Source organism: Streptomyces sp. NPDC025273, from assembly GCF_040638585.1.
GTDB classification, from domain to species: domain Bacteria; phylum Actinomycetota; class Actinomycetes; order Streptomycetales; family Streptomycetaceae; genus Streptomyces; species Streptomyces cinereorectus.
Window position 1 is genome coordinate 1,117,401 of sequence record NZ_JBEZYP010000001.1, and the last position, 22,693, is coordinate 1,140,093.

A 22,693-nucleotide genomic window follows, 5' to 3' on the forward strand; every position below is an offset into this window, starting at 1 on the left:
GGTCTGTCGCCGATGCGTTCAGGTGCGGCCCGTGCCCGGTGTCCGCGGGCAGCCGGTACCCGGGCGGAGACGGCGGCTCTCTGTCCGCCCGACCAGTGGAGACCGCATGTCAGGCCTGCCTGCCGCCCGCCGTACCGTACTGAAGGGCGCCGCTCTCGCCGGAGCCGCCGGGCTGGGAGCCGCCGCCTGCTCGACCGATTCGAAGCTCGGCCACGCGCAGACGCCGACACCCACCGCGCCCGTCGAGCTCGGCGCCGCGGACGAGGTCCCGGTCGGCGGGGCGAAGCTCTACCGGGAGCAGCGGGTCGTCGTGAGCTGCCCGGCCGCGGGCCAGTACAAGGCCTTCAGCGCGCAGTGCACCCACGCCGGCTGTCTCCTGGACAAGGTCGAGGAGAACGAGGGCAACTGCCCGTGCCACGGCAGCCGTTTCGACATGACGACCGGCAAGGCACTGAAGGGCCCGGCCACCGTGCCGCTGCCCGCCGTCCCGGTGAAGGTGGAGGGCGGAAAGCTCGTGGCGGGCCCCGGAGCCTGACCCGGCGGACCCGGGAGCGGTCCGCGCCCGGCGGACCGGTCCCGGCGGGCCCGCCCCGAGCCCCGGCACGGGCCGTCCGCGCCGACTCGGGCCCACCGTCCCGGCCTTGGGTGCGTGCCCTGCGGAAATGCCGTTCTGTCACAGCCCGCAAGTAGGGTGTGAGACATGGCAGACCCCTCCAGCTACCGCCCCAAGCCGGGACAGATCCCCGACTCCCCGGGGGTCTACAAATTCCGCGACGAACACCGCCGGGTGATCTACGTCGGGAAGGCCAAGAACCTGCGTCAGCGCCTGGCCAACTACTTCCAGGACCTGTCCGGTCTCCACCCGCGCACCCGCACGATGGTCACCACAGCCGCCTCGGTCGAATGGACCGTGGTCTCCACCGAGGTCGAGGCGCTCCAGCTCGAGTACTCCTGGATCAAGGAGTTCGACCCCCGGTTCAACGTCAAGTACCGCGACGACAAGAGCTACCCCTACCTCGCCGTCACGCTCAACGAGGAGTTCCCGCGCGTCCAGGTCATGCGGGGCGCCAAGAAGAAGGGCGTGCGCTACTTCGGTCCGTACGGGCACGCCTGGGCGATCCGCGAGACCGTCGACCTCATGCTCCGGGTGTTCCCCGTGCGCACGTGCTCCGCCGGCGTCTTCAAGAACGCCGAGAGGACCGGCCGCCCCTGCCTCCTCGGCTACATCGGCAAGTGCTCCGCCCCCTGCGTCGGCCGGGTCACCCCGGACGAACACCGCGACCTGGCCGAGGAGTTCTGCGACTTCATGGCGGGCCGGACGGGGACGTACATCCGCCGCCTGGAGAAGGACATGACGCAGGCGGCCGAGGAGATGGAGTACGAGCGGGCGGCCCGGCTGCGCGACGACGCCGAGGCGCTCAGGCGGGCCATGGAGAAGAGCGCCGTCGTCCTCGCCGACGCCACCGACGCGGACCTGATCGCCGTCGCCGAGGACGAGCTCGAAGCCGCGGTCCAGATCTTCCACGTCCGCGGCGGACGGGTGCGCGGACAGCGCGGCTGGGTCACCGACAAGGTCGAGGCCGTCGACACGGCCGGACTCGTCGAGCACGCGCTCCAGCAGCTGTACGGGGAGGAGACGGGCGACTCCGTCCCCAAGGAGGTCCTCGTCCCGGCGCTTCCCGAGGACCCCGAAGCCGTCTCCCAGTGGCTCGCCGGCCGCCGGGGCTCCCAGGTCAGCCTGCGCATTCCGCAGCGGGGGGACAAGAAGGACCTGATGGGCACGGTCCAGCGCAATGCCCAGCAGGCGCTGGGGCTGCACAAGACCAAGCGTGCCTCCGACCTCACGACCCGCTCCCGCGCCCTGGAGGAGATCGCCGAGGCGCTCGGCCTGGACACCGCCCCGCTGCGCGTCGAGTGCTTCGACATCTCGCACCTGCAGGGCGACGACGTGGTCGCGTCCATGGTGGTCTTCGAGGACGGGCTCGCACGCAAGAGCGAATATCGCCGGTTCCAGATCAAGGGCTTCGAGGGCCAGGACGATGTCCGGTCGATGCACGAGGTCATCGGCCGCCGCTTCAAGCGCTACCTTCAGGAGAAGGAGCGGACGGGGGAGTGGGAGGAGACCCCGGCCGCCACGGGCCCCGTCCCCGCGCCCGGAGTGTCCACGGCCCTTTCCGCCCCCACGGACACCTCCGCAACCACCTCCACCGTGGCCACGGACACGTCCACCGGGCCCGGGGCGCCCGCACCCGCGGCGGCCGCCCCGGCCGAGGAAGCCCGTGAGGACGACGGCCGGCCCAAGCGTTTCGCCTACCCGCCGCAGCTCGTCGTGGTCGACGGCGGGCAGCCGCAGGTCGCCGCGGCCAAGCGCGCCCTGGACGAGCTGGGTATCGACGACGTGGCCGTCTGCGGTCTAGCCAAGCGCCTCGAAGAGGTCTGGCTGCCCGATGACGACGACCCGGTGGTGCTGCCCCGTTCCAGCGAGGGCCTCTACCTCCTCCAGCGCATCCGCGACGAGGCCCACCGCTTCGCCATCACCTACCAGCGGGCCAAGCGGGCCAAGCGCATCCGCAGCAGCCCCCTGGACGAGGTCGCCGGCCTCGGTGAGACCCGCAAGCAGGCACTGATCAAGCATTTCGGCTCCGTGAAGAAGCTGCGGCAGGCGACAATCGACGAGATCTGTGAGGTTCCGGGGATAGGCCGCAGGACAGCGGAATCGGTGGCCGTCGCCCTCGCCGCGGCCGCCCCGGCCGCACCGGCCGTGAACACGGCCACAGGAGAGATCATTGAAGAGGACGACGGGGGAAACACGTCATGACCGAGCACGCGCACGAACGCCAGAACGACCGAGCAGACGGAGCAGCGGACATGAGTACGGGAAGCACCAAGGAGAAGGCCGAGGCCGCAGTGCCGGCCATCCCCGAGCTGGTGATCATCTCGGGTATGTCGGGCGCGGGACGCAGCACCGCCGCCAAGTGTCTGGAGGACCTCGGCTGGTTCGTCGTCGACAACCTGCCGCCCGCGCTGATCCCCACGATGGTGGAGCTCGGCGCCCGGTCCCAGGGCAACGTGGCCCGGATCGCCGTCGTCGTCGACGTACGGGGCCGCCGCTTCTTCGACAACCTCCGGGAGTCCCTCGCGGACCTGGAGTCCAAGCACGTCACCCGGCGGATCGTCTTCCTGGAGTCCTCCGACGACGCACTCGTACGCCGTTTCGAGTCGGTCCGCCGCCCGCATCCCCTCCAGGGTGACGGCCGGATCGTCGACGGCATCGCGGCGGAGCGCGACCTGCTGCGCGAGCTGCGCGGCGACGCCGACCTCGTGATCGACACCTCCAGCCTCAACGTCCACGAGCTGCGGGCCAAGATGGACGCCCAGTTCGCCGGCGACGAGGAGCCGGAGCTGCGGGCCACGGTGATGTCGTTCGGCTTCAAGTACGGCCTGCCGGTCGACGCCGACCTGGTCGTGGACTGCCGCTTCCTGCCCAACCCGCACTGGGTCCCCGAGCTGCGTCCCTTCACCGGACTCAACGAGGAGGTGTCCGGCTACGTCTTCGACCAGCCCGGTGCCAAGGAGTTCCTCAACCAGTACACGGAGCTGCTCCAGCTGATCGCCGCGGGCTACCGCCGCGAGGGCAAGCGCTACGTGACCATCGCCGTCGGCTGCACGGGCGGCAAGCACCGCTCCGTCGCGATGTCGGAGAAGCTGGCCGCCCGGCTGGCCACGGAGGGGATCGAGACCGTGCTGGTGCACCGGGACATGGGGCGCGAGTGACCAGTCGCAATCTGCGCCTGCGCAGGCTGAGCAGAGCCACCTCTGCGCTCTCCGGCCGCAAGCGGGGCGCACAGCCCAAGGTCGTCGCCCTCGGTGGCGGCATGGGCCTGTCGGCGTCCCTCACGGCGCTGCGGCGGATCACCGGCGATCTCACCGCCGTCGTCACCGTCGCCGACGACGGGGGCTCCAGTGGGCGGCTGCGCGAGGAGCTCGGCGTCCTGCCGCCCGGCGACCTGCGCAAGGCGCTGGCGGCGCTCTGCGGGGACGACGAATGGGGCCAGACCTGGGCCCAGGTGATCCAGCACCGCTTCGAGTCCAAGGGCGATCTGCACGGGCACGCCGTCGGCAACCTCCTGATCGTCTCCCTGTGGGAGCAGCTGGGCGACCACGTCCAGGCGCTCGACCTGGTCGGCAAGCTGCTCGGCGCGCACGGCAGGGTGCTGCCCATGTCCGCCGTGCCCCTGGAGCTCCAGGCGCTCGTGCGGGGGCACGATCCGGAGCACCCCGAGGACGTGGTGACGGTGCGGGGGCAGGCCACCGTGGCGCTCACCCCCGGCGAGGTGCAGTCCGTCCATCTGGTGCCGGCCGATCCGCCGGCCGTCCCGGAAGCGGTCGCGGCCGTCCTGGACGCCGATTGGGTGGTACTCGGTCCGGGATCCTGGTTCTCCTCCGTGATTCCGCATCTACTGGTACCCGAACTGCTCGACGCACTGGTCCTCACGAAGGCCCGTAAGGTCCTCTCACTGAACCTCGCGCCCCAGCCCGGTGAAACAGAAGGCTTCTCACCGCAGCGTCATTTGGAGGTTTTGGGACGACACGCCCCTAAACTCGCCTTGGACGTGGTGCTGGCCGACCAGGCCGCCGTGCCCGACCGTGAGTCCCTGTCCGACGCCGCCGAGCGGCTCGGAGCCGCGGTCGAGCTGGCCCCGGTGGCCTCACCCGACGGCGTTCCGATTCACGATCCGGAGCTGTTGGCCGCCGCGTACGACCGTATTTTTCGGATGCATGGAAGGATCGGCCCATGGCGATGACGCCAGCGGTGAAGGACGAAATCTCTCGGCTTCCCGTGACCCGGACCTGCTGCAGGAAAGCAGAGGTCTCGGCGATTCTTCGGTTCGCGGGCGGGCTGCACCTGGTGAGCGGCCGGATTGTGATCGAGGCTGAGCTGGACACGGCGATGGCGGCGCGCCGGCTGAAGCGGGACATCCTGGAGATCTTCGGGCACAGCTCGGAGCTGATCGTGATGGCTCCCGGTGGGCTGCGGCGCGGCTCCCGGTACGTCGTGCGGGTGGTGGCCGGCGGCGACCAGCTGGCACGCCAGACCGGTCTGGTGGACGGCCGTGGCCGGCCGATCCGGGGACTGCCCCCGCAGGTGGTCTCGGGGGCCACCTGCGATGCCGAGGCCGCCTGGCGCGGGGCCTTCCTGGCCCACGGTTCGCTCACCGAGCCGGGCCGCTCCTCCTCGCTGGAGGTCACCTGCCCCGGTCCGGAGGCGGCCCTGGCCCTGGTCGGTGCCGCCCGCAGGCTCTCCATCGCGGCCAAGGCCCGCGAGGTGCGCGGGGTGGACCGTGTCGTCGTCCGCGACGGCGACGCGATCGGCGCGCTGCTGACCCGTCTCGGCGCCCACGAGTCGGTGCTGGCCTGGGAGGAGCGCCGGATGCGGCGCGAGGTCCGCGCCACCGCCAACCGGCTCGCCAACTTCGACGACGCCAACCTCCGCCGCTCCGCACGTGCCGCGGTGGCCGCAGGAGCCCGGGTGGGGCGCGCACTGGAGATCCTGGGCGAGGAGGTCCCCGAGCACCTCGCGGCGGCCGGGCGGCTGCGCATGGAGCACAAGCAGGCCTCCCTGGAGGAGCTGGGTGCCCTCGCCGACCCGCCGCTGACCAAGGACGCGGTCGCGGGCCGGATCCGGCGCCTGCTGGCCATGGCCGACAAGCGGGCCCAGGACCTGGGCATCCCGGGCACCGAGTCCACCCTCAGCGAGGAGCTGGCCGACGGTCTCGTCGGCTGAGCGGACGCCCACCTCCTGCCGCCGGCGTGCCTCCCGAGGGCGCCGGCGGCGGCACCTCCCGGACGGGCGACAGCCCGCCTGCATCCCCGATACGCGGTCTTCGCGCCGCCGTGCGGCCCTATTGACAGGGCGGCCATGGGCCGTCACGAATCCGGTGGCCGGCCCGGCGGACGGAGGTGGCAGACGACTGCACGGCCTTCGCCGGTGCCGGACGGCTGTCCGGAGCGGGGGTCGCTCTCCGTGACGCCGCCGTGGCGTCCTGGACGCGGCGGGCGCGTACACCACACCGTCAGCTCCGACACGCTGGACCGCCTTCCGCCCGTGCGACGGCGCAGGACCGGGGGTCCGTATTCCTACTCGGGAGTACGGGCCCCCGTGTCCGTTCCGTCCCTACTCGATGTCACTCCGGGGCCCTCGGAGAGGTAGGGTCGGAGGCGGTCGGGGACATCCCATACAACTCGCCGGCGTCGAAAACCGGCGTACCTAACGAGGAGATCGGTTCGTGACGATCCGCGTAGGCATCAACGGCTTTGGCCGCATCGGTCGTAACTACTTCCGCGCGCTGCTGGAGCAGGGTGCGGACATCGAGATCGTGGCTGTCAACGACCTGGGTGACACTGCGACCACGGCCCACCTGCTGAAGTACGACACCATTCTGGGTCGTCTCAAGGCAGAGGTCAGCCACACCGCCGACACCATCACCGTCGACGGTCACACCATCAAGGTGCTCTCCGAGCGCAACCCGGCCGACATCCCCTGGGGTGAGCTGGGCGTCGACATCGTCATCGAGTCGACCGGCATCTTCACCAAGAAGGCCGACGCGGAGAAGCACATCGCGGGTGGCGCCAAGAAGGTCCTCATCTCGGCTCCGGCCAAGGACGAGGACATCACCATCGTGATGGGCGTCAACCAGGACAAGTACGACGCGGCCAACCACCACGTCATCTCCAACGCCTCCTGCACCACCAACTGCGTGGCGCCGATGGCCAAGGTTCTCGACGAGAACTTCGGCATCGTCAAGGGCCTGATGACGACGGTCCACGCGTACACGAACGACCAGCGGATCCTGGACTTCCCGCACTCGGACCTGCGTCGCGCCCGCGCCGCCGCCGAGAACATCATTCCGACCACGACCGGCGCCGCCAAGGCGACCGCCCTGGTCCTCCCGCAGCTCAAGGGCAAGCTCGACGGCATCGCGATGCGTGTCCCGGTCCCGACCGGTTCCGCCACCGACCTCGTCGTGACCCTGCAGCGCGAGGTCACCAAGGACGAGGTCAACGCGGCGTTCAAGAAGGCCTCCGACGACGGCGACCTCAAGGGTTTCCTGACGTACACCGAGGACCCGATCGTGTCCTCGGACATCGTCGGCGACCCGTCGTCCTGCACCTTCGACTCCTCCCTGACCATGGTCCAGGAGGGCAGCTCGGTGAAGATCCTCGGCTGGTACGACAACGAGTGGGGCTACTCCAACCGCCTCGTCGACCTGACCGTCTTCGTCGGCGACCAGCTCTGATCCTCGGATCGGCAGGCATCTCGATGTGAGCAGAGGGCTCGGACGGCGCAACGCGGCGCCGTCCGAGCCCCTTGCATGCTCATGCGTCCTTCCTAGGAGTACCGGAACAAGATGAAGACGATCGACGAACTTCTCGCCGAAGGGGTCGCGGGCAAGCGGGTATTCGTCCGCGCCGACCTCAACGTGCCGCTGGACGGCACCACGATCACCGACGACGGCCGCATCCGCGCCGTCCGGCCGACGGTCGCCGAGCTCGCCGCAGCCGGTGCGCGGGTCATCGTCGCCTCGCACCTCGGCCGCCCGAAGGGCGCCCCGGACCCGGCCTTCTCGCTGGCCCCCGCCGCCGCGCGGCTCGGTGAGCTGCTCGGCACGGAGGTCTCCTTCGCGACCGACACCGTCGGCGAGTCCGCCCGCGCCACGGTCGCCGCTCTCACCGACGGCCAGGTCGCCGTCATCGAGAACCTCCGCTTCAACGCCGGGGAGACGTCGAAGGACGACGCCGAGCGCGGCGCCTTCGCCGATCAGCTCGCCGAGCTCGCCGACGTGTACGTGGGTGACGGCTTCGGAGCCGTCCACCGCAAGCACGCCTCCGTCTTCGACCTCCCGGCCCGCCTGCCGCACGCGGCCGGTGGTCTGATCGCCACCGAGGTCGGCGTCCTGAAGAAGCTGACGGAGGACGTCGAGCGCCCGTACGCCGTGGTCCTCGGGGGTGCCAAGGTCTCCGACAAGCTCGGGGTCATCGACCACCTGCTGGAGAAGGCCGACCGCATCCTGATCGGCGGCGGCATGGCGTACACCTTCCTCAAGGCCCAGGGCCACGAGGTGGGCATCTCGCTGCTCCAGGAGGACCAGGTCCCGGCCGTCCAGGGCTACCTCAAGCGGGCCGAGGAGCTCGGTGTGGAGTTCGTGCTCCCCGTCGACGTCCTGGTCGCGCACGAGTTCCCGGACCTGAGGACCAAGGCCCCGGCGAACCCCACCAGGGTGGCCGCCGACGCCATCCCCGCGGACCAGGAGGGCCTGGACATCGGGCCCGAGACCCGCACGCTGTACGCAGCGAAGCTCGCCGACGCGGCCACCGTCTTCTGGAACGGCCCCATGGGCGTCTTCGAGCACCCCGATTACGCCGAGGGCACCAAGGCGGTCGCCCAGGCCCTCGTCGACTCCGAGGCCTTCAGCGTCGTCGGCGGCGGGGACTCCGCCGCCGCCGTCCGCATCCTGGGTTTCGACGAGAACGCATTCGGCCACATCTCGACCGGTGGCGGCGCAAGCCTCGAGTACCTCGAGGGCAAGACGCTTCCCGGCCTCGCCGCACTGGAGGACTGACCCTCAATGACTGCTACCGCACAAGGCCGTACCCCGCTCATGGCGGGCAACTGGAAGATGAACCTCAACCACCTCGAGGCCATCGCCCACGTCCAGAAGCTCGCCTTCGCCCTGGCCGACAAGGACTACGACGCAGTAGAGGTCGCCGTCCTGCCGCCCTTCACCGACCTGCGCTCCGTGCAGACCCTGGTCGACGGCGACAAGCTGAAGATCAAGTACGGCGCCCAGGACATCTCGGCGCAGGACTCCGGCGCGTACACCGGTGAGATCTCCGGCCCCATGCTCGCCAAGCTGAAGTGCACGTACGTGGCCGTCGGCCACAGCGAGCGCCGTCAGTACCACGGCGAGAACGACGAGATCTGCAACGCCAAGGTGAAGGCCGCGTACAGGCACGGCCTGACTCCGATCCTCTGCGTCGGCGAAGGCCTGGACATCCGCAAGGCCGGTGAGCAGGTCTCCCACACGCTCGCGCAGCTCGACGGCGCCCTGAAGGACGTCCCGGCCGAGCAGGCCGAGTCCATCGTGGTCGCGTACGAGCCTGTCTGGGCCATCGGGACCGGCGAGGTCGCCACCCCCGAGGACGCCCAGGAGGTCTGCGGTGCGATCCGCCGCCGGCTGGCCGAGCTCTACTCCCAGGAGCTGGCCGACGCCGTCCGTATCCAGTACGGCGGCTCGGTGAAGTCCGGAAACGTCGCGGCCATCATGGCGCAGCCCGATGTGGACGGTGCCCTGATCGGTGGCGCCGCGCTCGACGCCGACGAGTTCGTCAAGATCGTCCGCTTCCGCGACCAGTGAGTATGCGGTAGCGCGGATCCGTCGTACCCTAGCGGGGGCCGAAGGGGTTACCACCCCCCGGCCCCCGCTGTTCGTACATACAGTCCTAAGGAATTCCGGAAAGTAGGGACCAGCCGTGATTTTGGCGTTCGAGATCGCCCTGATCGTCTTCAGCCTGCTGCTGATGCTGCTGGTGCTGATGCACAAGGGAAAGGGCGGCGGCCTTTCCGACATGTTCGGTGGCGGAATGCAGTCCTCCGTGGGCGGTTCCTCGGTCGCCGAGCGCAACCTCGACCGCATTACCGTCGTGGTCGGTCTGGTCTGGTTCGCGTGCATCGTCGTTCTCGGTCTGCTCATCAAGCTGGACAACTGACCAGTCGTCAGCGATTCCCGGTGAGGGTGTAACTCCTTCCACTGGACGCGCGTTGGGCCTTACGTAGACTGGGGCATCTTCGAGCACCATCACGCAGGGAGTTACGACCGTGGCAAGTGGCAACGCGATCCGGGGAAGCCGGGTCGGAGCGGGCCCGATGGGGGAGGCCGAGCGCGGCGAGTCCGCGCCGCGCCTCCGCATCTCCTTCTGGTGCTCGAACGAGCACGAGACGCAGCCCAGCTTCGCCCATGACGCGCAGGTTCCGGAGACCTGGGACTGTCCGCGCTGTGGTTTCCCGGCCGGGCAGGACCGGGACAACCCGCCCGCCCCGCCCCGCACCGAGCCGTACAAGACGCACCTGGCGTACGTGCGCGAGCGGCGCAGCGACGCCGACGGCGAGGCGATCCTCGCCGAGGCCCTCGCGAAACTCCGCGGCGAGATCTAAGGGCTGTCCCGCAACTCCTGGCGGGCGCACGACGACAGCTAGGGCACCTCGCCGCGTTGTCGGAACGCCCGAATACGTCCAGTATTCGGGCGTCCCTCCGCCTTGCGACGCACCGCATCTGACGCCGCGCGCTGATCCACCAGGAATTGCGGGGACAGCCCTCAGGGCCTCACCCCGTGTTGTTCACCGGCCGGTCACCCCTCGGGTGCCCGGCCGGAATCCGTATGTCGCCCTCCGTGCCCGCCCCTGCCCGTCCTGCCCTCCAGATCAATTAGGTTGGAGGGGCAGCGGGGCATGTTGCAGGTACGAGAAGAAGTGGGCGATTTCCCGGATGAACGCACAAAGCCGAACCAAGCTCAACCAGACGCCCGAGTGGGCTGCTCTCGGCAAGCACCGTGAGGAGTTCGGCGACACCCGTCTGCGCCGGCTGTTCACGGACGCGCCGGACCGCGGGACCGCGTACACCCTCCGGGTCGGCGACCTCCACATCGACTACTCCAAGAACCTGGTCACCGACGAGACGCTCCGCCTGCTGCGCGAGCTCGCCGCCGCCACGGACGTCACCGGCCTGCGGGACGCGATGTTCCGCGGCGAGAAGATCAACACCACCGAGGACCGTGCCGTCCTGCACACCGCGCTCCGCGCCCCGCGCGACGCCGTGATCGAGGTCGACGGCGAGAACGTGGTGCCGGCCGTGCACGCCGTTCTCGACCGGATGGCCGCCTTCTCCGACCGGATCAGGGCGGGGGAGTGGACCGGTCACACCGGCAAGCCCGTCAAGAACATCGTGAACATCGGCATCGGCGGCTCCGACCTCGGCCCCGCCATGGCGTACGAGGTACTGCGCTCCTTCACGGACCGCTCGCTGACCGTCCGCTTCGTCTCGAACGTCGACGGGGCCGACCTCCACGAGGCCGTGCAGGGACTCGACCCGGCCGAGACCCTCTTCATCGTCGCCTCCAAGACCTTCACCACGATCGAGACCATCACCAACGCCACCTCCGCCCGCGACTGGCTGCTCACCGAGCTGAGGGCCGGTCAGGAGGCCGTCGCCCAGCACTTCGTGGCGCTGTCGACCAACGCGGAGAAGGTCGCGGACTTCGGCATCGACACGGCCAACATGTTCGAGTTCTGGGACTGGGTCGGCGGCCGGTACTCCTTCGACTCGGCGATCGGTCTCTCGCTGATGATCGCCGTCGGCCCGGACCGCTTCCGCGAGATGCTCGACGGCTTCCACCTCGTCGACGAGCACTTCCGCACCGCCCCCGCCGAGGAGAACGCCCCGCTGCTGCTGGGCCTGCTGGGCGTCTGGTACGGCGCGTTCTTCGACGCCCAGTCCCACGCCGTCCTGCCCTACAGCCACTACCTGTCCAGGTTCACCGCGTACCTGCAGCAGCTGGACATGGAGTCCAACGGCAAGTCCGTGGACCGGGACGGCAACCCCGTCGAGTGGCAGACCGGCCCGGTCGTCTGGGGCACCCCCGGCACCAACGGCCAGCACGCCTACTACCAGCTGATCCACCAGGGCACCAAGGTCATCCCGGCCGACTTCATCGGCTTCGCCGCGCCCGTCGGCGATCTGCTGCCGGGCCTGATCGCCCAGCACGACCTGCTGATGGCCAACTTCTTCGCCCAGACCCAGGCCCTCGCCTTCGGCAAGACGCCGGACGAGGTCCGCGCGGAGGGCGTCGCCGAGGAACTCGTGCCGCACAAGACGTTCCGCGGCAACCACCCGACGACGACGATCCTCGCCGGCCGGCTCACCCCGTCGGTGCTCGGCCAGCTGATCGCGCTGTACGAGCACAAGGTCTTCGTCCAGGGCGCCGTCTGGAACATCGACTCCTTCGACCAGTGGGGCGTCGAGCTCGGCAAGGTCCTCGCCAGGGAGATCGAGCCGGTCCTGACCGAGGGCACCGGCGCCGAGCGGCTGGACAGCTCCACCGCCGCACTCGTCGCGGCCTACCGCACGCTGCGGGGGCGCTGAGCCGATGACGAGGGGGGAGGGGACGGTACGGCTGCGCCCGCCGCGCAACAGGCTGGATCCCAGGGCCGTCGGCTGGTGGCGTACCCGGTGGGCGCTGCTGACGGCGGCGCCGGTGACCGTACTGGGCGTGCTGGGAGCGTTCATCGCTCCCGCCCGGACCTGGCTGCTGGTGCCCGCCGCCGCCCTGGCGGCCGCAGGCCTGCTGTGCGCCGTCCTCTTCCCCCTCTGGCGGTTCCGCACCCACCGCTGGGAGGTCACCGAGGAAGCGGTCTACGTACGGACCGGGTTCTTCCTGCAGGAATGGCGGATCGCGCCGATGTCCCGCATCCAGACCGTGGACACCGTGCGAGGACCGCTGGAGCAGATCTTCGGGCTCGCCACGGTCACCGTCACCACCGCGTCCGCCAAGGGCGCGGTCCGGATCGAGGGGCTCGAACACGAGGCGGCGGCCGGACTGGTCGAACGGCTGACCAGGATCACCCAGGCCACCCCCGGGGACGCCACATGAGCACCGTGGCGGGCGCGGACGAGGATCCTGGGTGGCTGCGGATCGACCCGCGTACGGTGCTGGTCACCGCGCTCGTCACGGCAGGGGTCGCGGCGGGCGCCGCCGTACCGGCCGTGGTCGCGCTGTCCGGCCGGTTCGGCTTCCCGAGGGCCGTCGGCTGGGCGCTGGCCGGGGCCGCCCTCCTGATCGGCTGCGCCGCCGCCGGGGACTACGTAAGGTGGCGGCGCACCCGATACCGCGTCGGCACCGTACGCGTCGACCTGCGCACCGGGCTCCTGCTGGTGAAACGGCGCTCGCTGGCCCGCGAACGGATCCGCAGCGTCGACCTCACCGCCCACCCGCTGCTGCGGATACTCGGACTGGTCACGGTCCGCATCGGCACCGGCGAGCACACCGGCGGCGAATCCACCCTGGAGCTCGACCCCGTCACCCGTGCCGAGGGGGAGCGGCTGCGCCGTGAACTCCTCGGCCGCGTCACCGCCCAGACCCCCGGGACGCACCGCGAGGGCGAGCTTGCCGTCCTCGACCTGCGCTGGATCCGCTACGCGCCGGTCTCCTTCGTCGCGCCCATGCTCGGCGGCGCGGCGGCCGGCGGTGTCCTGCAGGTCAGTGAATGGGTCGGCGCGCAGGGTGAGGTGATCGACTGGGTCGCCGACCGCTTCCGGGACACGCCGCTGCTCTGGACGGTCGTGGCCCTGGCCGTCACGGCCCTGGCCGCCGGGATCGTCGGGGCACTCGGACTCTGGGTCGAGATGTGGTGGAACTACCGCCTGGAGCGCGAACCGGGCGGCACCCTGCGGGTCCGGCGCGGTCTGCTGACCTCCCGCTCCCTGTCCGTCGAGGAACGACGGCTGCGCGGGGTGGAGCTCGTGGAGCCCCTCGGCGTACGGCTGTTCGGCGCAGCCCGGGTGGACGCGATCACCACGGGTGTGGCCAAGGACGAACAGGCGCGGGGCGCCGACCACCACACCCTGCTCCCGGCGGCTCCCCGCCCGGTTGCCGACTCGATCGCCGCCGAGGTGCTGCGCGAACCGGCTGCCCCCACCGGCGCCCCGCTCACCGCACACCCCCGTTCCGCCCGCGGCCGGCGGCTGCGCCGCGCCCTGGCGGCCGTCCTGGTCCCCGTGCTGGTCCTGGCACTCCTGGGCGTCCTGCTGACGCCCGTGCTGCTGTGGACCGCGCTGGTCTGCGCGGTGGTGTGCCTGCCGCTCGCGGTGCCGGCGGCCCTCGACGCCTACCGCTCGCTGGGGCACACCGTCGCCGGCGACTACCTCGTGACCCGCTCCGGCAGCCTCCGGCGCTCCACGGCGGCCCTGCAGCGGACCGGGGTGATCGGCTGGACGGTGAGGCAGTCCTGCTTCCAGCGCCGGGCCGGACTGCTGAGCGTCACCGCGACGACGGCCGCCGGAGGGGGCGCGTACACCGCGTACGACACCGATGCGTCCGAAGGCCTCACCTTCGCCGCGGAGGCCGTTCCCGGCCTGCTGGAGCCGTTCCTGGAGCGTGGGTGACCGACCCCGGGGCCCGCCCCCGCGCTCGGCCGCCCGGATCGTGCTGATCAGGGACGCTCCCGCCCACACGCAAGAGGCCGGTCCCGCTCCTCCGGGGAGCGGGACCGGCCTCCGTGCCGCCCGGCTACGCCGAGGCGGGCGGGTACAGCGCGCGCGGCAGCCGCGAGGCCGCCGCCGCGTCCATCAGCCACAGCGTGCGGCTGCGGCCGTACGCGCCGGCCGCCGGGGCCTGGATCTCCCCGGCACCGGACAGCACGATCTCCGCCGCCTCGGCCTTGTCCTCACCCGCGGCCAGCAGCCACACCTCGCGCGCCGCCCGGATGGCGGGCAGCGTGAGCGAGACCCGGGTGGGCGGCGGCTTGGGGGCACCGTGCACACCGACGACGGTGCGCTCGGTCTCCCGCACCGCCGGCAGCTCCGGGAAGAGCGACGCGACATGCGTGTCCGGGCCGACACCCAGCATCAGCACGTCGAACGTCGGTACGGGCCCGTGGTCCTCGGGGCCCGCCGCGGCGGCCAGCTCGGCGGCGTACCCCGCGGCGGCGGCATCCGCGTCGCCACCGCACGGACCGTCCGAAGCGGGCATCGCGTGCACCCGGGAGGGGTCCAGCGCCACCGCGTCCAGCAGGGCCTCACGGGCCTGCGTGACGTTGCGCTCCGGGTCGCCCTCGGGCAGGAACCGCTCGTCACCCCACCACAGGTCGAGCCGCGACCAGTCGATCGCGTCCCGCGCGGGCGACCCGGCGAGCGCGGCCAGCAGGCCGTTGCCGTTGCGCCCGCCGGTCAGGACCACCGAGGCGGAACCGCGGGCGGCCTGGGCGTCCACGATCTTCGTGATCAGCCGGGCCGCCGCGGCCTGAGCCATCAGCTCCTTGTCGCGGTGCACGACGAGCTGCGGAGCACTCACTTCGAGGCCGCCTTCTTGACCGCCGCCTTCTTCGCGGCCGGAGCCGCGGCACCGGCCGGGGACGACGGCTTGTGCCCGGCACCGACCGACGACGCCTCGGCGGGGCCGCCGAGACGCTCGACCCCGAACTTCACCGTGGACGCGTAGATGTTGTCCGGGTCCAGACGCCGCAGCTCCTCCGCGAGCAGCTCGGCGGTCTCCCGCCGCTTCAGCGCCACCGCACGGTCCGGCTGGCCCACGATGGAGAGCGTCGCCAGCGAGCCGTCGGCGCGGTCCAGGACCACGACGCCGTTCTTGGTCTCCAGCCGGACGGCCGTCAGGCCGGGACCGCCGGACAGGGTGCGCTCCACCGGAACCCCCAGCCGGTCCGCGAGCCACATGGCCAGCAGCTCGCAGCTCGGGTTGTCCGACTCGCCCTCGACCGTCGCCGAGGTCACCTGCGCGGGCTGCTGGTCGAGCGCCGCCGCCAGCATCGAGCGCCACGGGGTGATGCGGGTCCAGGCCAGGTCGGTGTCGCCCGGGTGGTACGTCGCCGCACGCACCGCGAGCTCGTCGAGCGGGTGCTCGGCCGAGTACGTGTCGGTGATGCGGCGCTGGGCCAGCGCCCCCAGCGGGTCCTTCGCCGGGTCCGCCGGGGCGTCCTCGGGCCACCACACCACGACCGGGGCGTCCGGCAGCAGCAGCGGCAGCACGACCGACTGGGCGTGGTTGGCCAGCTCGCCGTGCAGACGCAGGACGACGGTCTCGCCGGAGCCCGAGTCGGAACCGACCCGCACCTCGGCGTCGAGCCGCGCGTCGCGCCGGCTGCGCGGCGAACGGCTGACCCTCTTGATCACCGCGATGATCCGCGAGGGGTGCTCGCGCGAGGAGTCGGCCGCCGCCCGGAGCGCGTCGTAGGCGTTCTCCTCGTCGGTGACGACGACGAGGGTGAGCACCATGCCGATGGCCGGGGTGCCGATGGAACGGCGGGCCGACACCAACGCCTGGTTGATCTTGCTGGACGTGGTTTCCGTGAGATCGATCTTCATGGCCGGCGCCAGCTCCGTCCGTCGCGTGCGAGCATCTCGTCGGCCTCGGCCGGACCCCAGGTGCCGGCCGCGTACTGGGCGGGCTTGCCGTGCTTGTCCCAGTACTCCTCGATCGGGTCGAGGATGTTCCAGGAGAGCTCGACCTCCTGGTGGCGCGGGAAGAGGTTGGCGTCGCCCAGCAGCACATCGAGGATGAGCCGCTCGTACGCCTCCGGGCTGGACTCCGTGAAGGACTCGCCGTACGCGAAGTCCATCGTGACGTCCCGGACCTCCATCGAGGTACCGGGCACCTTGGAGCCGAACCGCACCGTGACGCCCTCGTCCGGCTGCACCCGGATGACCAGGGCGTTGCCGCCCAGCTCCTCCGTCGCACCCGATTCGAAGGGCAGGTACGGGGCGCGCTTGAAGACGACCGCGATCTCCGTGACCCGGCGGCCGAGCCGCTTGCCGGTGCGGAGGTAGAACGGCACGCCCGCCCAGCGGCGGTTGTTGATCGTCAGCTTGATCGCGGCGAAGGTGTCGGTCTTCGACTTGGGGTCGATACCGTCCTCCTCCAGATAACCCGGTACTTCCTCGCCGCCCTGCCACGCGTGCGCGTACTGGCCGCGCACCGTGTGCCTGCCCAGGTCCTCCGGCAGCTCCACCGCCGTGAGCACCTTGAGCTTCTCGGCGACCAGGGCCTTCGGGTGGAAGGAGCCGGGCTCCTCCATCGCGGTCAGCGCCAGCAGTTGCAGCAGGTGGTTCTGGATGACGTCACGGGCCGCGCCGATGCCGTCGTAGTAGCCGGCCCGGCCGCCGATGCCGATGTCCTCGGCCATCGTGATCTGGACGTGGTCGACGTAGGACCTGTTCCAGATCGGCTCGAACATGGTGTTGGCGAAGCGCAGCGCCAGGATGTTCTGGACGGTCTCCTTGCCGAGGTAGTGGTCGATACGGAAGACCTCGTTCGGCGGGAACACGTCGTGCACGAGCTGGTTGAGCTCCTGCGCGCTCGTGAGGTCGTGGCCGAACGGCTTCTCGATGACGGCACGCCGCCAGGAGCCCTCCTTCTGGTCGGCCAGCCCGTGCTTCTTGAGCTGCTGGACGACCTTGGGGAAGAACTTCGGAGGTACGGACAGGTAGAAGGCGAAGTTGCCGCCCGTGCCCTGCGCCTTGTCGAGCTCCTCGATCGTGGCCTTCAGGGTCTCGAAGGCCACGTCGTCGTCGAAGTTGCCCTGGACGAAGCGCATCCCCTGGATGAGCTGCTGCCAGACCTCCTCGCGGAACGGCGTACGCGCGTGCTGCTTGACGGCGTCGTGGACGACCTGGGCGAAGTCCTCGTCCTCCCAGTCGCGGCGCGCGAAGCCGATCAGCGAGAAGCCCGGCGGCAGCAGGCCACGGTTGGCGAGGTCATAGACGGCGGGCATCAGCTTTTTACGGGACAAATCGCCCGTGACGCCGAAGATCACCAGGCCCGACGGCCCCGCGATACGCGGGAGCCGTCGGTCCTGGGCGTCACGGAGCGGGTTGGCTCCGGGAACACCAGACAAGGTGGTCAGCCCTCCGAAGGAGCGAGGCGCTTGAGCTCTGCCTCGGTGGAGTTGAGCAGGTCGATCCAGGCCGCCTCGAACTTCTCGACGCCCTCGTCCTCCAGCAGCCGCACGACGTCGTCGTAGCTGACCCCGAGGTTCTTGATCGCGTCGAGGTCGGCACGGGCCTGGTCGTAGGAACCGGCGACGGTGTTGCCGGTGATCTCGCCATGATCGGCCACGGCGTCCAGGGTCGCCTCCGGCATGGTGTTGACCGTGTTCGGCGCGACGAGCTCGTCGACGTACAGGGTGTCCTTGAGGGCCGGGTCCTTGACGCCGGTCGATGCCCACAGCGGACGCTGCTTGTTGGCCTGCGCCTTGTCGAGGGCCGCCCAGCGGGCCCCCGTGAAGACCTCCTCGTACGCCTCGTACGCCAGGCGGGCGTTGGCGAGGGCGGACTTGCCCTTCGCGGCCTTGGCCGCGTCGCCGCCGATCGCGTCCAGGCGCTTGTCGATCTCGGTGTCCACGCGGGACACGAAGAAGGAGGCCACCGAGTGGATCTTGGACAGGTCCAGGCCCGCGGCCTTCGCCTTCTCCAGGCCCGCCAGGTAGGCGTCCATGACCTCGCGGTAGCGCTCCAGCGAGAAGATCAGGGTCACATTGACGCTGATGCCCTTGCCGATGACCTCGGTGATCGCCGGCAGGCCGGCCTTCGTCGCCGGGATCTTGATGAGCGTGTTCGGCCGGTCCACCAGCCAGGCCAGCTGCTTGGCCTCGGCGATCGTGGCCTCGGTGCCGTGGGCCAGGCGCGGGTCGACCTCGATCGAGACCCGGCCGTCCTGGCCGCCGGTGGCGTCGAAGACCGGACGCAGGATGTCCGCGGCGTCACGGACGTCGGCCGTCGTGATCATGCGGATGGCCTCGTCGACCGTGACCTTGCGGGTGGCGAGGTCGGTGAGCTGCTGGTCGTAACCGTGGCCCTGCGAGATCGCCTTCTGGAAGATCGACGGGTTGGTCGTGACACCTACGACGTGGCTCTGGTCGATCAGCTCGGCGAGGTTGCCGGACGTGATCCGTGTACGGGACAGGTCGTCGAGCCAGATCGCCACGCCCTCGTCGGAGAGGCGCTTGAGTGCGTCTGTCATGAGAATTACATCTCCTACTGGTCGTATGACCGCGTCAGCGCGCGGCGGCGGCGAGAGATTCCCGGGCGGCGGCGGCCACGTGCCCGGCGGTGAAGCCGAACTCACGGAAGAGGACCTTGGCGTCGGCCGAGGCACCGAAGTGCTCCAGCGAGACGATCCGGCCCGCGTCGCCCACGTACCGGTGCCAGGTCAGGCCGATGCCGGCCTCGACGGCGACCCGGGCCTTCACGGCGGGCGGCAGCACGCTGTCCTTGTACGCCTGGTCCTGCTCCTCGAACCACTCGACACACGGCATCGACACCACACGGGTCGGCACACCGGCCGCCTGGAGCTCCTCGCGGGCCTCGACGGCCAGCTGGACCTCGGAGCCCGTACCGATCAGGACGACCTGCGGCTCACCGCCCTCGGCGTCGAACAGCACGTAGCCGCCCCTGGCCGCGTCCTCGTTCGCCGGGTACGTGGGCACACCCTGGCGGGTCAGCGCCAGACCGTGCGGGGCGCCCTCGCCGAACACCTTCGTCCAGCGGCGGAGGATCTCGCGCCAGGCGATCGCGGTCTCGTTGGCGTCGGCCGGGCGGACGACGTTGAGGCCCGGGATGGCGCGCAGCGAGGCGATGTGCTCCACCGGCTGGTGGGTCGGACCGTCCTCGCCGAGGCCGATCGAGTCGTGCGTCCACACGTACGTCACCGGGAGGTGCATCAGCGCGGACAGGCGCACGGCGTTGCGCATGTAGTCGGAGAACACCAGGAAGGTGCCGCCGTAGATGCGGGTGTTGCCGTGCAGCGCGATGCCGTTCATGGCCGCGGCCATGGAGTGCTCGCGGATGCCGAAGTGGATCGTCCGGCCGTACGGGTCGGCCTCGGGCAGCGGATTGCCGGCCGGGAGGAACGACGACGTCTTGTCGATCGTGGTGTTGTTCGAGCCCGCGAGGTCGGCGGAGCCGCCCCACAGCTCGGGGATGACACCACCGAGCGCCTGGAGGACCTTGCCGGAGGCCGCACGCGTGGCCACGGAGTGACCCGCCTCGAAGACCGGCAGCCGGTCCTCCCAGCCCTCGGGCAGCTCGCCCGCGGAGATCCGGTCGAACTCGGCGGCGCGCTCCGGGTTGGCGGTGCGCCACGCGGCCAGCGACTTCTCCCACTCGGCCTTGGCCTCACGGCCGCGGTCCAGGGCCTCACGGGTGTGCGAGATGACCTCGTCGGAGACCTCGAAGGTCTTCTCCGGGTCGAATCCGAGCACCCGCTTGGTCGCCGCGATCTCCTCGTCACCCAGCGCCGAGCCGTGTGCGGCCTCGGTGTTCTGGGCGTTCGGAGCGGGCCAGGCGATGATCGAGCGGGCCGCGATGAACGAGGGGCGCCCGGTCTCGGCCCTGGCGGCCTGCAGCGCCTTGTAGAGACCCTCGGGGTCCAGGTCGCCGGTGGGCGACTGGTCCACCCGCTGGACGTGCCAGCCGTAGGACTCGTAGCGCTTGAGGGTGTCCTCGGAGACCGCCGTCTCCGTGTCGCCCTCGATCGAGATGTGGTTGTCGTCCCACAGCAGCACCAGGTTGCCGAGCTTCTGGTGGCCGGCCAGCGAGGACGCCTCCGCGGAGATGCCCTCCTGGAGGCAGCCGTCACCGGCGACGACCCAGATGGTGTGGTCGAACGGCGAGGTGCCGGGCGCCGCCTCCGGATCGAACAGGCCGCGCTCGTAGCGGGAGGCCATCGCCATGCCCACGGCGTTGGCGACACCCTGGCCCAGCGGGCCGGTCGTCGTCTCGACCCCGGTGGTGTGGCCGTACTCCGGGTGACCCGGAGTCCTGGAGCCCCACGTACGGAACGCCTTGAGGTCGTCGAGCTCCAGGCCGTATCCGGCCAGGTAGAGCTGGATGTAGAGCGTCAGGCTGGAGTGGCCCGCGGAGAGTACGAACCGGTCGCGGCCGGTCCAGTCCGCGTCCGCCGGGTCATGCCGCATCACCTTCTGGAAGAGGGTGTACGCGGCAGGGGCCAGGCTCATCGCCGTACCCGGGTGGCCGTTTCCGACCTTCTGTACGGCGTCCGCGGCGAGGACGCGGACAGTGTCCACGGCCCGCTGGTCCAATTCGGTCCACTGGAGGTCTGTGGTGGTCGGCTTGGTGCTCACCCTGAGTCAGGGCTCCTCTCCACTGTTCGTCAACCGGTGGCTGGTTACCGCACCGGACATTGCCGAGCCTACCCTCGGAACAAGACGGCACTTCTGCCCTTTCCACAGTGCGGGCGACCTGCCGAGTTCGCCCCCCGTATGAGCGCCGCCGTTCACTTCTGCGCCACCCCAACACGACCCCACCCCCGCGAAGAGGGGCGTATGCCCAACGTCTACAGTGGTCTGGTTCGCGCAAGTCTTTACCGGGCCTTCATGCCCGGAGCTTGCTGGGATTTCTCTGTCAGGGGTGTGCGTGACGGCCGTCGAGTCCCGACCCGCAGGGGTCGCCTTGACTCCGAGCCCAGTGGGCCATCGCCCGTTCGGGGCCCGCATCAAGGCATTCGTGGCACTTACCAAGCCGCGCATCATCGAGTTGCTGCTGATCACCACCGTTCCGGTGATGTTCCTGGCCGCTCAGGGCGTGCCCGATCTGTGGCTCGTAGTCACCACCACCGTCGGCGGATATCTCTCCGCCGGCGGTGCCAACGCGCTCAACATGTACATCGACCGTGACATCGACGCGCTGATGGACCGGACGTCGCAGAGGCCGCTGGTCACCGGCATGGTGAGCCCGCGCGAGTGCCTGGTCTTCGGAATCGCCCTCGCGGTGATTTCCACCGCCTGGTTCGGACTCCTCGTCAACTGGCTCTCGGCAGCGCTCTCACTCGGCGCACTTCTGTTCTATGTCGTCGTCTACACGATGCTGCTGAAGCGCCGGACCTCGCAGAACATCGTCTGGGGCGGAATCGCCGGCTGCATGCCCGTACTCATCGGCTGGTCCGCCGTGACCAATTCGATGTCCTGGGCCGCGGTCATCCTTTTCGCCGTCATCTTCTTCTGGACCCCGCCGCACTACTGGCCGCTGTCTATGAAGGTGAAGGAGGACTACGCCCGGGTCGGCGTGCCGATGCTTCCGGTCGTGGCCTCCAACCGGGTCGTGGCCCGCCAGATCGTGCTCTACAGCTGGGTCATGGTCGCCGTCTCGCTGCTGCTCACCCCGCTGGGTTACACCGGCTGGTTCTACACGGCGGTGGCGTTGCTGACCGGCGGCTTCTGGCTCTGGGAGGCGCACGGCCTGCAGAACAGGGCGAAGGCCGGCGTGACCGGTGGCAAGCTCAAGGAGATGCGGCTGTTCCACTGGTCCATCACCTATGTCTCGCTCCTCTTCGTCGCCGTCGCGGTGGACCCCTTCCTCAGGTAGTCCGTACGGACGTACGAAAGCTCCGCCGGCGGGCGGGGGACGTGGCCGATGCCACGCCCCCCGCCCGTCGCCAGTCGATCTACCCGTCGGTAGCATCCCTTTCATGGCAGAGACGGCAGAGCCCCAGACCCAGCAGACGGACGACAGCAGGCACGCGGCCCGCGCGGAGCGCAGGGCCGCGAAGCTCGCCAAGCAGATCGGCGCCTTCGCCAAGGCGCACGGCGGAGCCGAGGGGCAGCTCGCCCACATCGGCCGGATGGGTACCCGCATCGTGCTCGTGGGCGAGGACGGCGGCTGGGGCGACCTGATGGCCCCCTCGTACGCCGTCGCCGAGAGCGCCGCGCACAAGGCCGGCCTCACCCTGCACGAGACGTTCGACGGAGACTTCGCGGCCAAGGTCCGCACCGGCCCGTACGAGTGGTCCCGGATGGCCGGCATCCAGGTCGGCGGCCCGTCCAACGGCTGAGCCCCGCACACGACAACGGCCTCCGCCGTCGCTCCCGGGAGCGACGGCGGAGGCCGGTGTC

The 22,693-nt window shown here is 70.5% G+C and carries 20 protein-coding genes; 15 read left to right on the forward strand and 5 right to left on the reverse strand.

Translation table 11 applies throughout. From position 1 onward, the window contains the following. Nucleotides 1–106: 106 nt before the first annotated feature. The 13 genes from AB0F38_RS04895 (at nucleotide 107) to AB0F38_RS04955 (ending at nucleotide 14,216) form a co-directional block, all read left to right on the forward strand. On the forward strand, nucleotides 107–535 hold the full coding sequence (locus AB0F38_RS04895; protein WP_361886623.1) for a Rieske (2Fe-2S) protein: 429 nt from the start codon (nucleotides 107–109) through the stop codon (nucleotides 533–535). Nucleotides 536–700: 165 nt separating this feature from the next. Next, nucleotides 701–2,818 (forward strand): excinuclease ABC subunit UvrC, encoded by a 2,118-nt coding sequence (uvrC, locus tag AB0F38_RS04900; protein ID WP_361886626.1) that lies wholly within the window; start codon nucleotides 701–703, stop codon nucleotides 2,816–2,818. Further along, nucleotides 2,815–3,774, forward strand: coding sequence for an RNase adapter RapZ (gene rapZ / locus AB0F38_RS04905; protein WP_361886629.1), 960 nt, complete (start codon nucleotides 2,815–2,817; stop codon nucleotides 3,772–3,774). Before uvrC ends, rapZ begins: the two co-directional genes overlap by 4 nt. Beyond that, on the forward strand, nucleotides 3,771–4,805 hold the full coding sequence (gene yvcK, locus AB0F38_RS04910; RefSeq protein WP_361886632.1) for a uridine diphosphate-N-acetylglucosamine-binding protein YvcK: 1,035 nt from the start codon (nucleotides 3,771–3,773) through the stop codon (nucleotides 4,803–4,805). Before rapZ ends, yvcK begins: the two co-directional genes overlap by 4 nt. Then, nucleotides 4,796–5,785, forward strand: coding sequence for a DNA-binding protein WhiA (gene whiA, locus AB0F38_RS04915; RefSeq protein WP_030919772.1), 990 nt, complete (start codon nucleotides 4,796–4,798; stop codon nucleotides 5,783–5,785). The genes yvcK and whiA overlap by 10 nt, the downstream gene beginning before the upstream one ends. 502 nt (nucleotides 5,786–6,287) lie before the next feature. Next, the gene (gene gap, locus AB0F38_RS04920) at nucleotides 6,288–7,298 is read left to right on the forward strand and encodes a type I glyceraldehyde-3-phosphate dehydrogenase (RefSeq protein ID WP_361886636.1); all 1,011 of its coding nucleotides are present in this window, start codon (nucleotides 6,288–6,290) and stop codon (nucleotides 7,296–7,298) included. 111 nt (nucleotides 7,299–7,409) lie between these two features. Then, a complete protein-coding gene (locus AB0F38_RS04925; protein WP_361886639.1) occupies nucleotides 7,410–8,621 on the forward strand; it encodes a phosphoglycerate kinase in 1,212 nt (403 codons plus the stop codon). Between the two features lie 6 nt (nucleotides 8,622–8,627). Further along, nucleotides 8,628–9,416, forward strand: a complete 789-nt coding sequence (tpiA, locus tag AB0F38_RS04930; RefSeq protein WP_361886642.1) for a triose-phosphate isomerase — start codon at nucleotides 8,628–8,630, stop codon at nucleotides 9,414–9,416. A 115-nt stretch (nucleotides 9,417–9,531) separates the two neighbouring features. Continuing rightward, entirely contained in the window at nucleotides 9,532–9,768 is a 237-nt protein-coding gene (gene secG / locus AB0F38_RS04935) for a preprotein translocase subunit SecG (protein ID WP_056783645.1), read from the forward strand. 109 nt (nucleotides 9,769–9,877) lie between these two features. Continuing rightward, nucleotides 9,878–10,213 (forward strand): RNA polymerase-binding protein RbpA, encoded by a 336-nt coding sequence (locus tag AB0F38_RS04940; protein ID WP_079099553.1) that lies wholly within the window; start codon nucleotides 9,878–9,880, stop codon nucleotides 10,211–10,213. Nucleotides 10,214–10,544: 331 nt separating this feature from the next. Beyond that, nucleotides 10,545–12,197 carry a glucose-6-phosphate isomerase gene (pgi, locus tag AB0F38_RS04945; protein WP_361886647.1) on the forward strand — a complete coding sequence of 551 codons (1,653 nt, stop codon included), beginning with the start codon at nucleotides 10,545–10,547 and terminating at the stop codon, nucleotides 12,195–12,197. Nucleotides 12,198–12,201: 4 nt separating this feature from the next. After that, complete coding sequence (locus tag AB0F38_RS04950) at nucleotides 12,202–12,705, forward strand: PH domain-containing protein (RefSeq protein ID WP_361886650.1); 504 nt, start codon at nucleotides 12,202–12,204, stop codon at nucleotides 12,703–12,705. Next, nucleotides 12,702–14,216 carry a PH domain-containing protein gene (locus AB0F38_RS04955; RefSeq protein WP_361886653.1) on the forward strand — a complete coding sequence of 505 codons (1,515 nt, stop codon included), beginning with the start codon at nucleotides 12,702–12,704 and terminating at the stop codon, nucleotides 14,214–14,216. Before AB0F38_RS04950 ends, AB0F38_RS04955 begins: the two co-directional genes overlap by 4 nt. A gap of 124 nt (nucleotides 14,217–14,340) precedes the next feature. On the opposite strand, the gene pgl is transcribed toward AB0F38_RS04955, so the two are convergent. From pgl to tkt, 5 genes are read right to left on the reverse strand one after another with little or no spacing between them, the layout of a single operon-like run. Then, nucleotides 14,341–15,123, reverse strand: coding sequence for a 6-phosphogluconolactonase (gene pgl, locus AB0F38_RS04960; RefSeq protein WP_361886656.1), 783 nt, complete (start codon nucleotides 15,121–15,123; stop codon nucleotides 14,341–14,343). Continuing rightward, the gene (opcA, locus tag AB0F38_RS04965; protein WP_361886659.1) at nucleotides 15,120–16,151 is read right to left on the reverse strand and encodes a glucose-6-phosphate dehydrogenase assembly protein OpcA; all 1,032 of its coding nucleotides are present in this window, start codon (nucleotides 16,149–16,151) and stop codon (nucleotides 15,120–15,122) included. Before opcA ends, pgl begins: the two co-directional genes overlap by 4 nt. Further along, on the reverse strand, nucleotides 16,148–17,680 hold the full coding sequence (gene zwf / locus AB0F38_RS04970) for a glucose-6-phosphate dehydrogenase (RefSeq protein WP_361886662.1): 1,533 nt from the start codon (nucleotides 17,678–17,680) through the stop codon (nucleotides 16,148–16,150). Before zwf ends, opcA begins: the two co-directional genes overlap by 4 nt. 5 nt (nucleotides 17,681–17,685) lie before the next feature. Further along, nucleotides 17,686–18,804: a transaldolase gene (gene tal, locus AB0F38_RS04975; RefSeq protein ID WP_361886665.1), complete on the reverse strand. Its 1,119-nt coding sequence runs from the start codon at nucleotides 18,802–18,804 to the stop codon at nucleotides 17,686–17,688. Nucleotides 18,805–18,838: 34 nt separating this feature from the next. After that, nucleotides 18,839–20,926, reverse strand: a complete 2,088-nt coding sequence (gene tkt, locus AB0F38_RS04980) for a transketolase (RefSeq protein WP_361886668.1) — start codon at nucleotides 20,924–20,926, stop codon at nucleotides 18,839–18,841. Nucleotides 20,927–21,212: 286 nt separating this feature from the next. On the opposite strand from tkt, the gene AB0F38_RS04985 reads away from it, so the two are divergent. Together AB0F38_RS04985 and AB0F38_RS04990 are read left to right on the forward strand one after the other, a co-directional pair. After that, nucleotides 21,213–22,166, forward strand: coding sequence for a heme o synthase (locus tag AB0F38_RS04985; protein WP_361886671.1), 954 nt, complete (start codon nucleotides 21,213–21,215; stop codon nucleotides 22,164–22,166). 103 nt (nucleotides 22,167–22,269) lie between these two features. Then, nucleotides 22,270–22,632: a hypothetical protein gene (locus AB0F38_RS04990; RefSeq protein WP_361886674.1), complete on the forward strand. Its 363-nt coding sequence runs from the start codon at nucleotides 22,270–22,272 to the stop codon at nucleotides 22,630–22,632. The last annotated feature ends 61 nt before the right edge of the window (nucleotides 22,633–22,693 follow it).

Excerpts from the sequence above, each read along its gene's own strand:
- AB0F38_RS04955 (WP_361886653.1), top strand. The coding sequence starts at position 12,702 with ATGAGCACCGTGGCGGGCGCGGACGAGGATCCTGGGTGGCTGCGGATC.
- tpiA (WP_361886642.1), top strand. The coding sequence starts at position 8,628 with ATGACTGCTACCGCACAAGGCCGTACCCCGCTCATGGCGGGCAACTGG.
- rapZ (WP_361886629.1), top strand. The coding sequence starts at position 2,815 with ATGACCGAGCACGCGCACGAACGCCAGAACGACCGAGCAGACGGAGCA.
- opcA (WP_361886659.1), bottom strand. The coding sequence starts at position 16,151 with ATGAAGATCGATCTCACGGAAACCACGTCCAGCAAGATCAACCAGGCG.
- AB0F38_RS04950 (WP_361886650.1), top strand. The coding sequence starts at position 12,202 with ATGACGAGGGGGGAGGGGACGGTACGGCTGCGCCCGCCGCGCAACAGG.
- tal (WP_361886665.1), bottom strand. The coding sequence starts at position 18,804 with ATGACAGACGCACTCAAGCGCCTCTCCGACGAGGGCGTGGCGATCTGG.
- whiA (WP_030919772.1), top strand. The coding sequence starts at position 4,796 with ATGGCGATGACGCCAGCGGTGAAGGACGAAATCTCTCGGCTTCCCGTG.
- AB0F38_RS04925 (WP_361886639.1), top strand. The coding sequence starts at position 7,410 with ATGAAGACGATCGACGAACTTCTCGCCGAAGGGGTCGCGGGCAAGCGG.
- AB0F38_RS04895 (WP_361886623.1), top strand. The coding sequence starts at position 107 with ATGTCAGGCCTGCCTGCCGCCCGCCGTACCGTACTGAAGGGCGCCGCT.
- AB0F38_RS04990 (WP_361886674.1), top strand. The coding sequence starts at position 22,270 with ATGGCAGAGACGGCAGAGCCCCAGACCCAGCAGACGGACGACAGCAGG.
- pgi (WP_361886647.1), top strand. The coding sequence starts at position 10,545 with ATGAACGCACAAAGCCGAACCAAGCTCAACCAGACGCCCGAGTGGGCT.
- uvrC (WP_361886626.1), top strand. The coding sequence starts at position 701 with ATGGCAGACCCCTCCAGCTACCGCCCCAAGCCGGGACAGATCCCCGAC.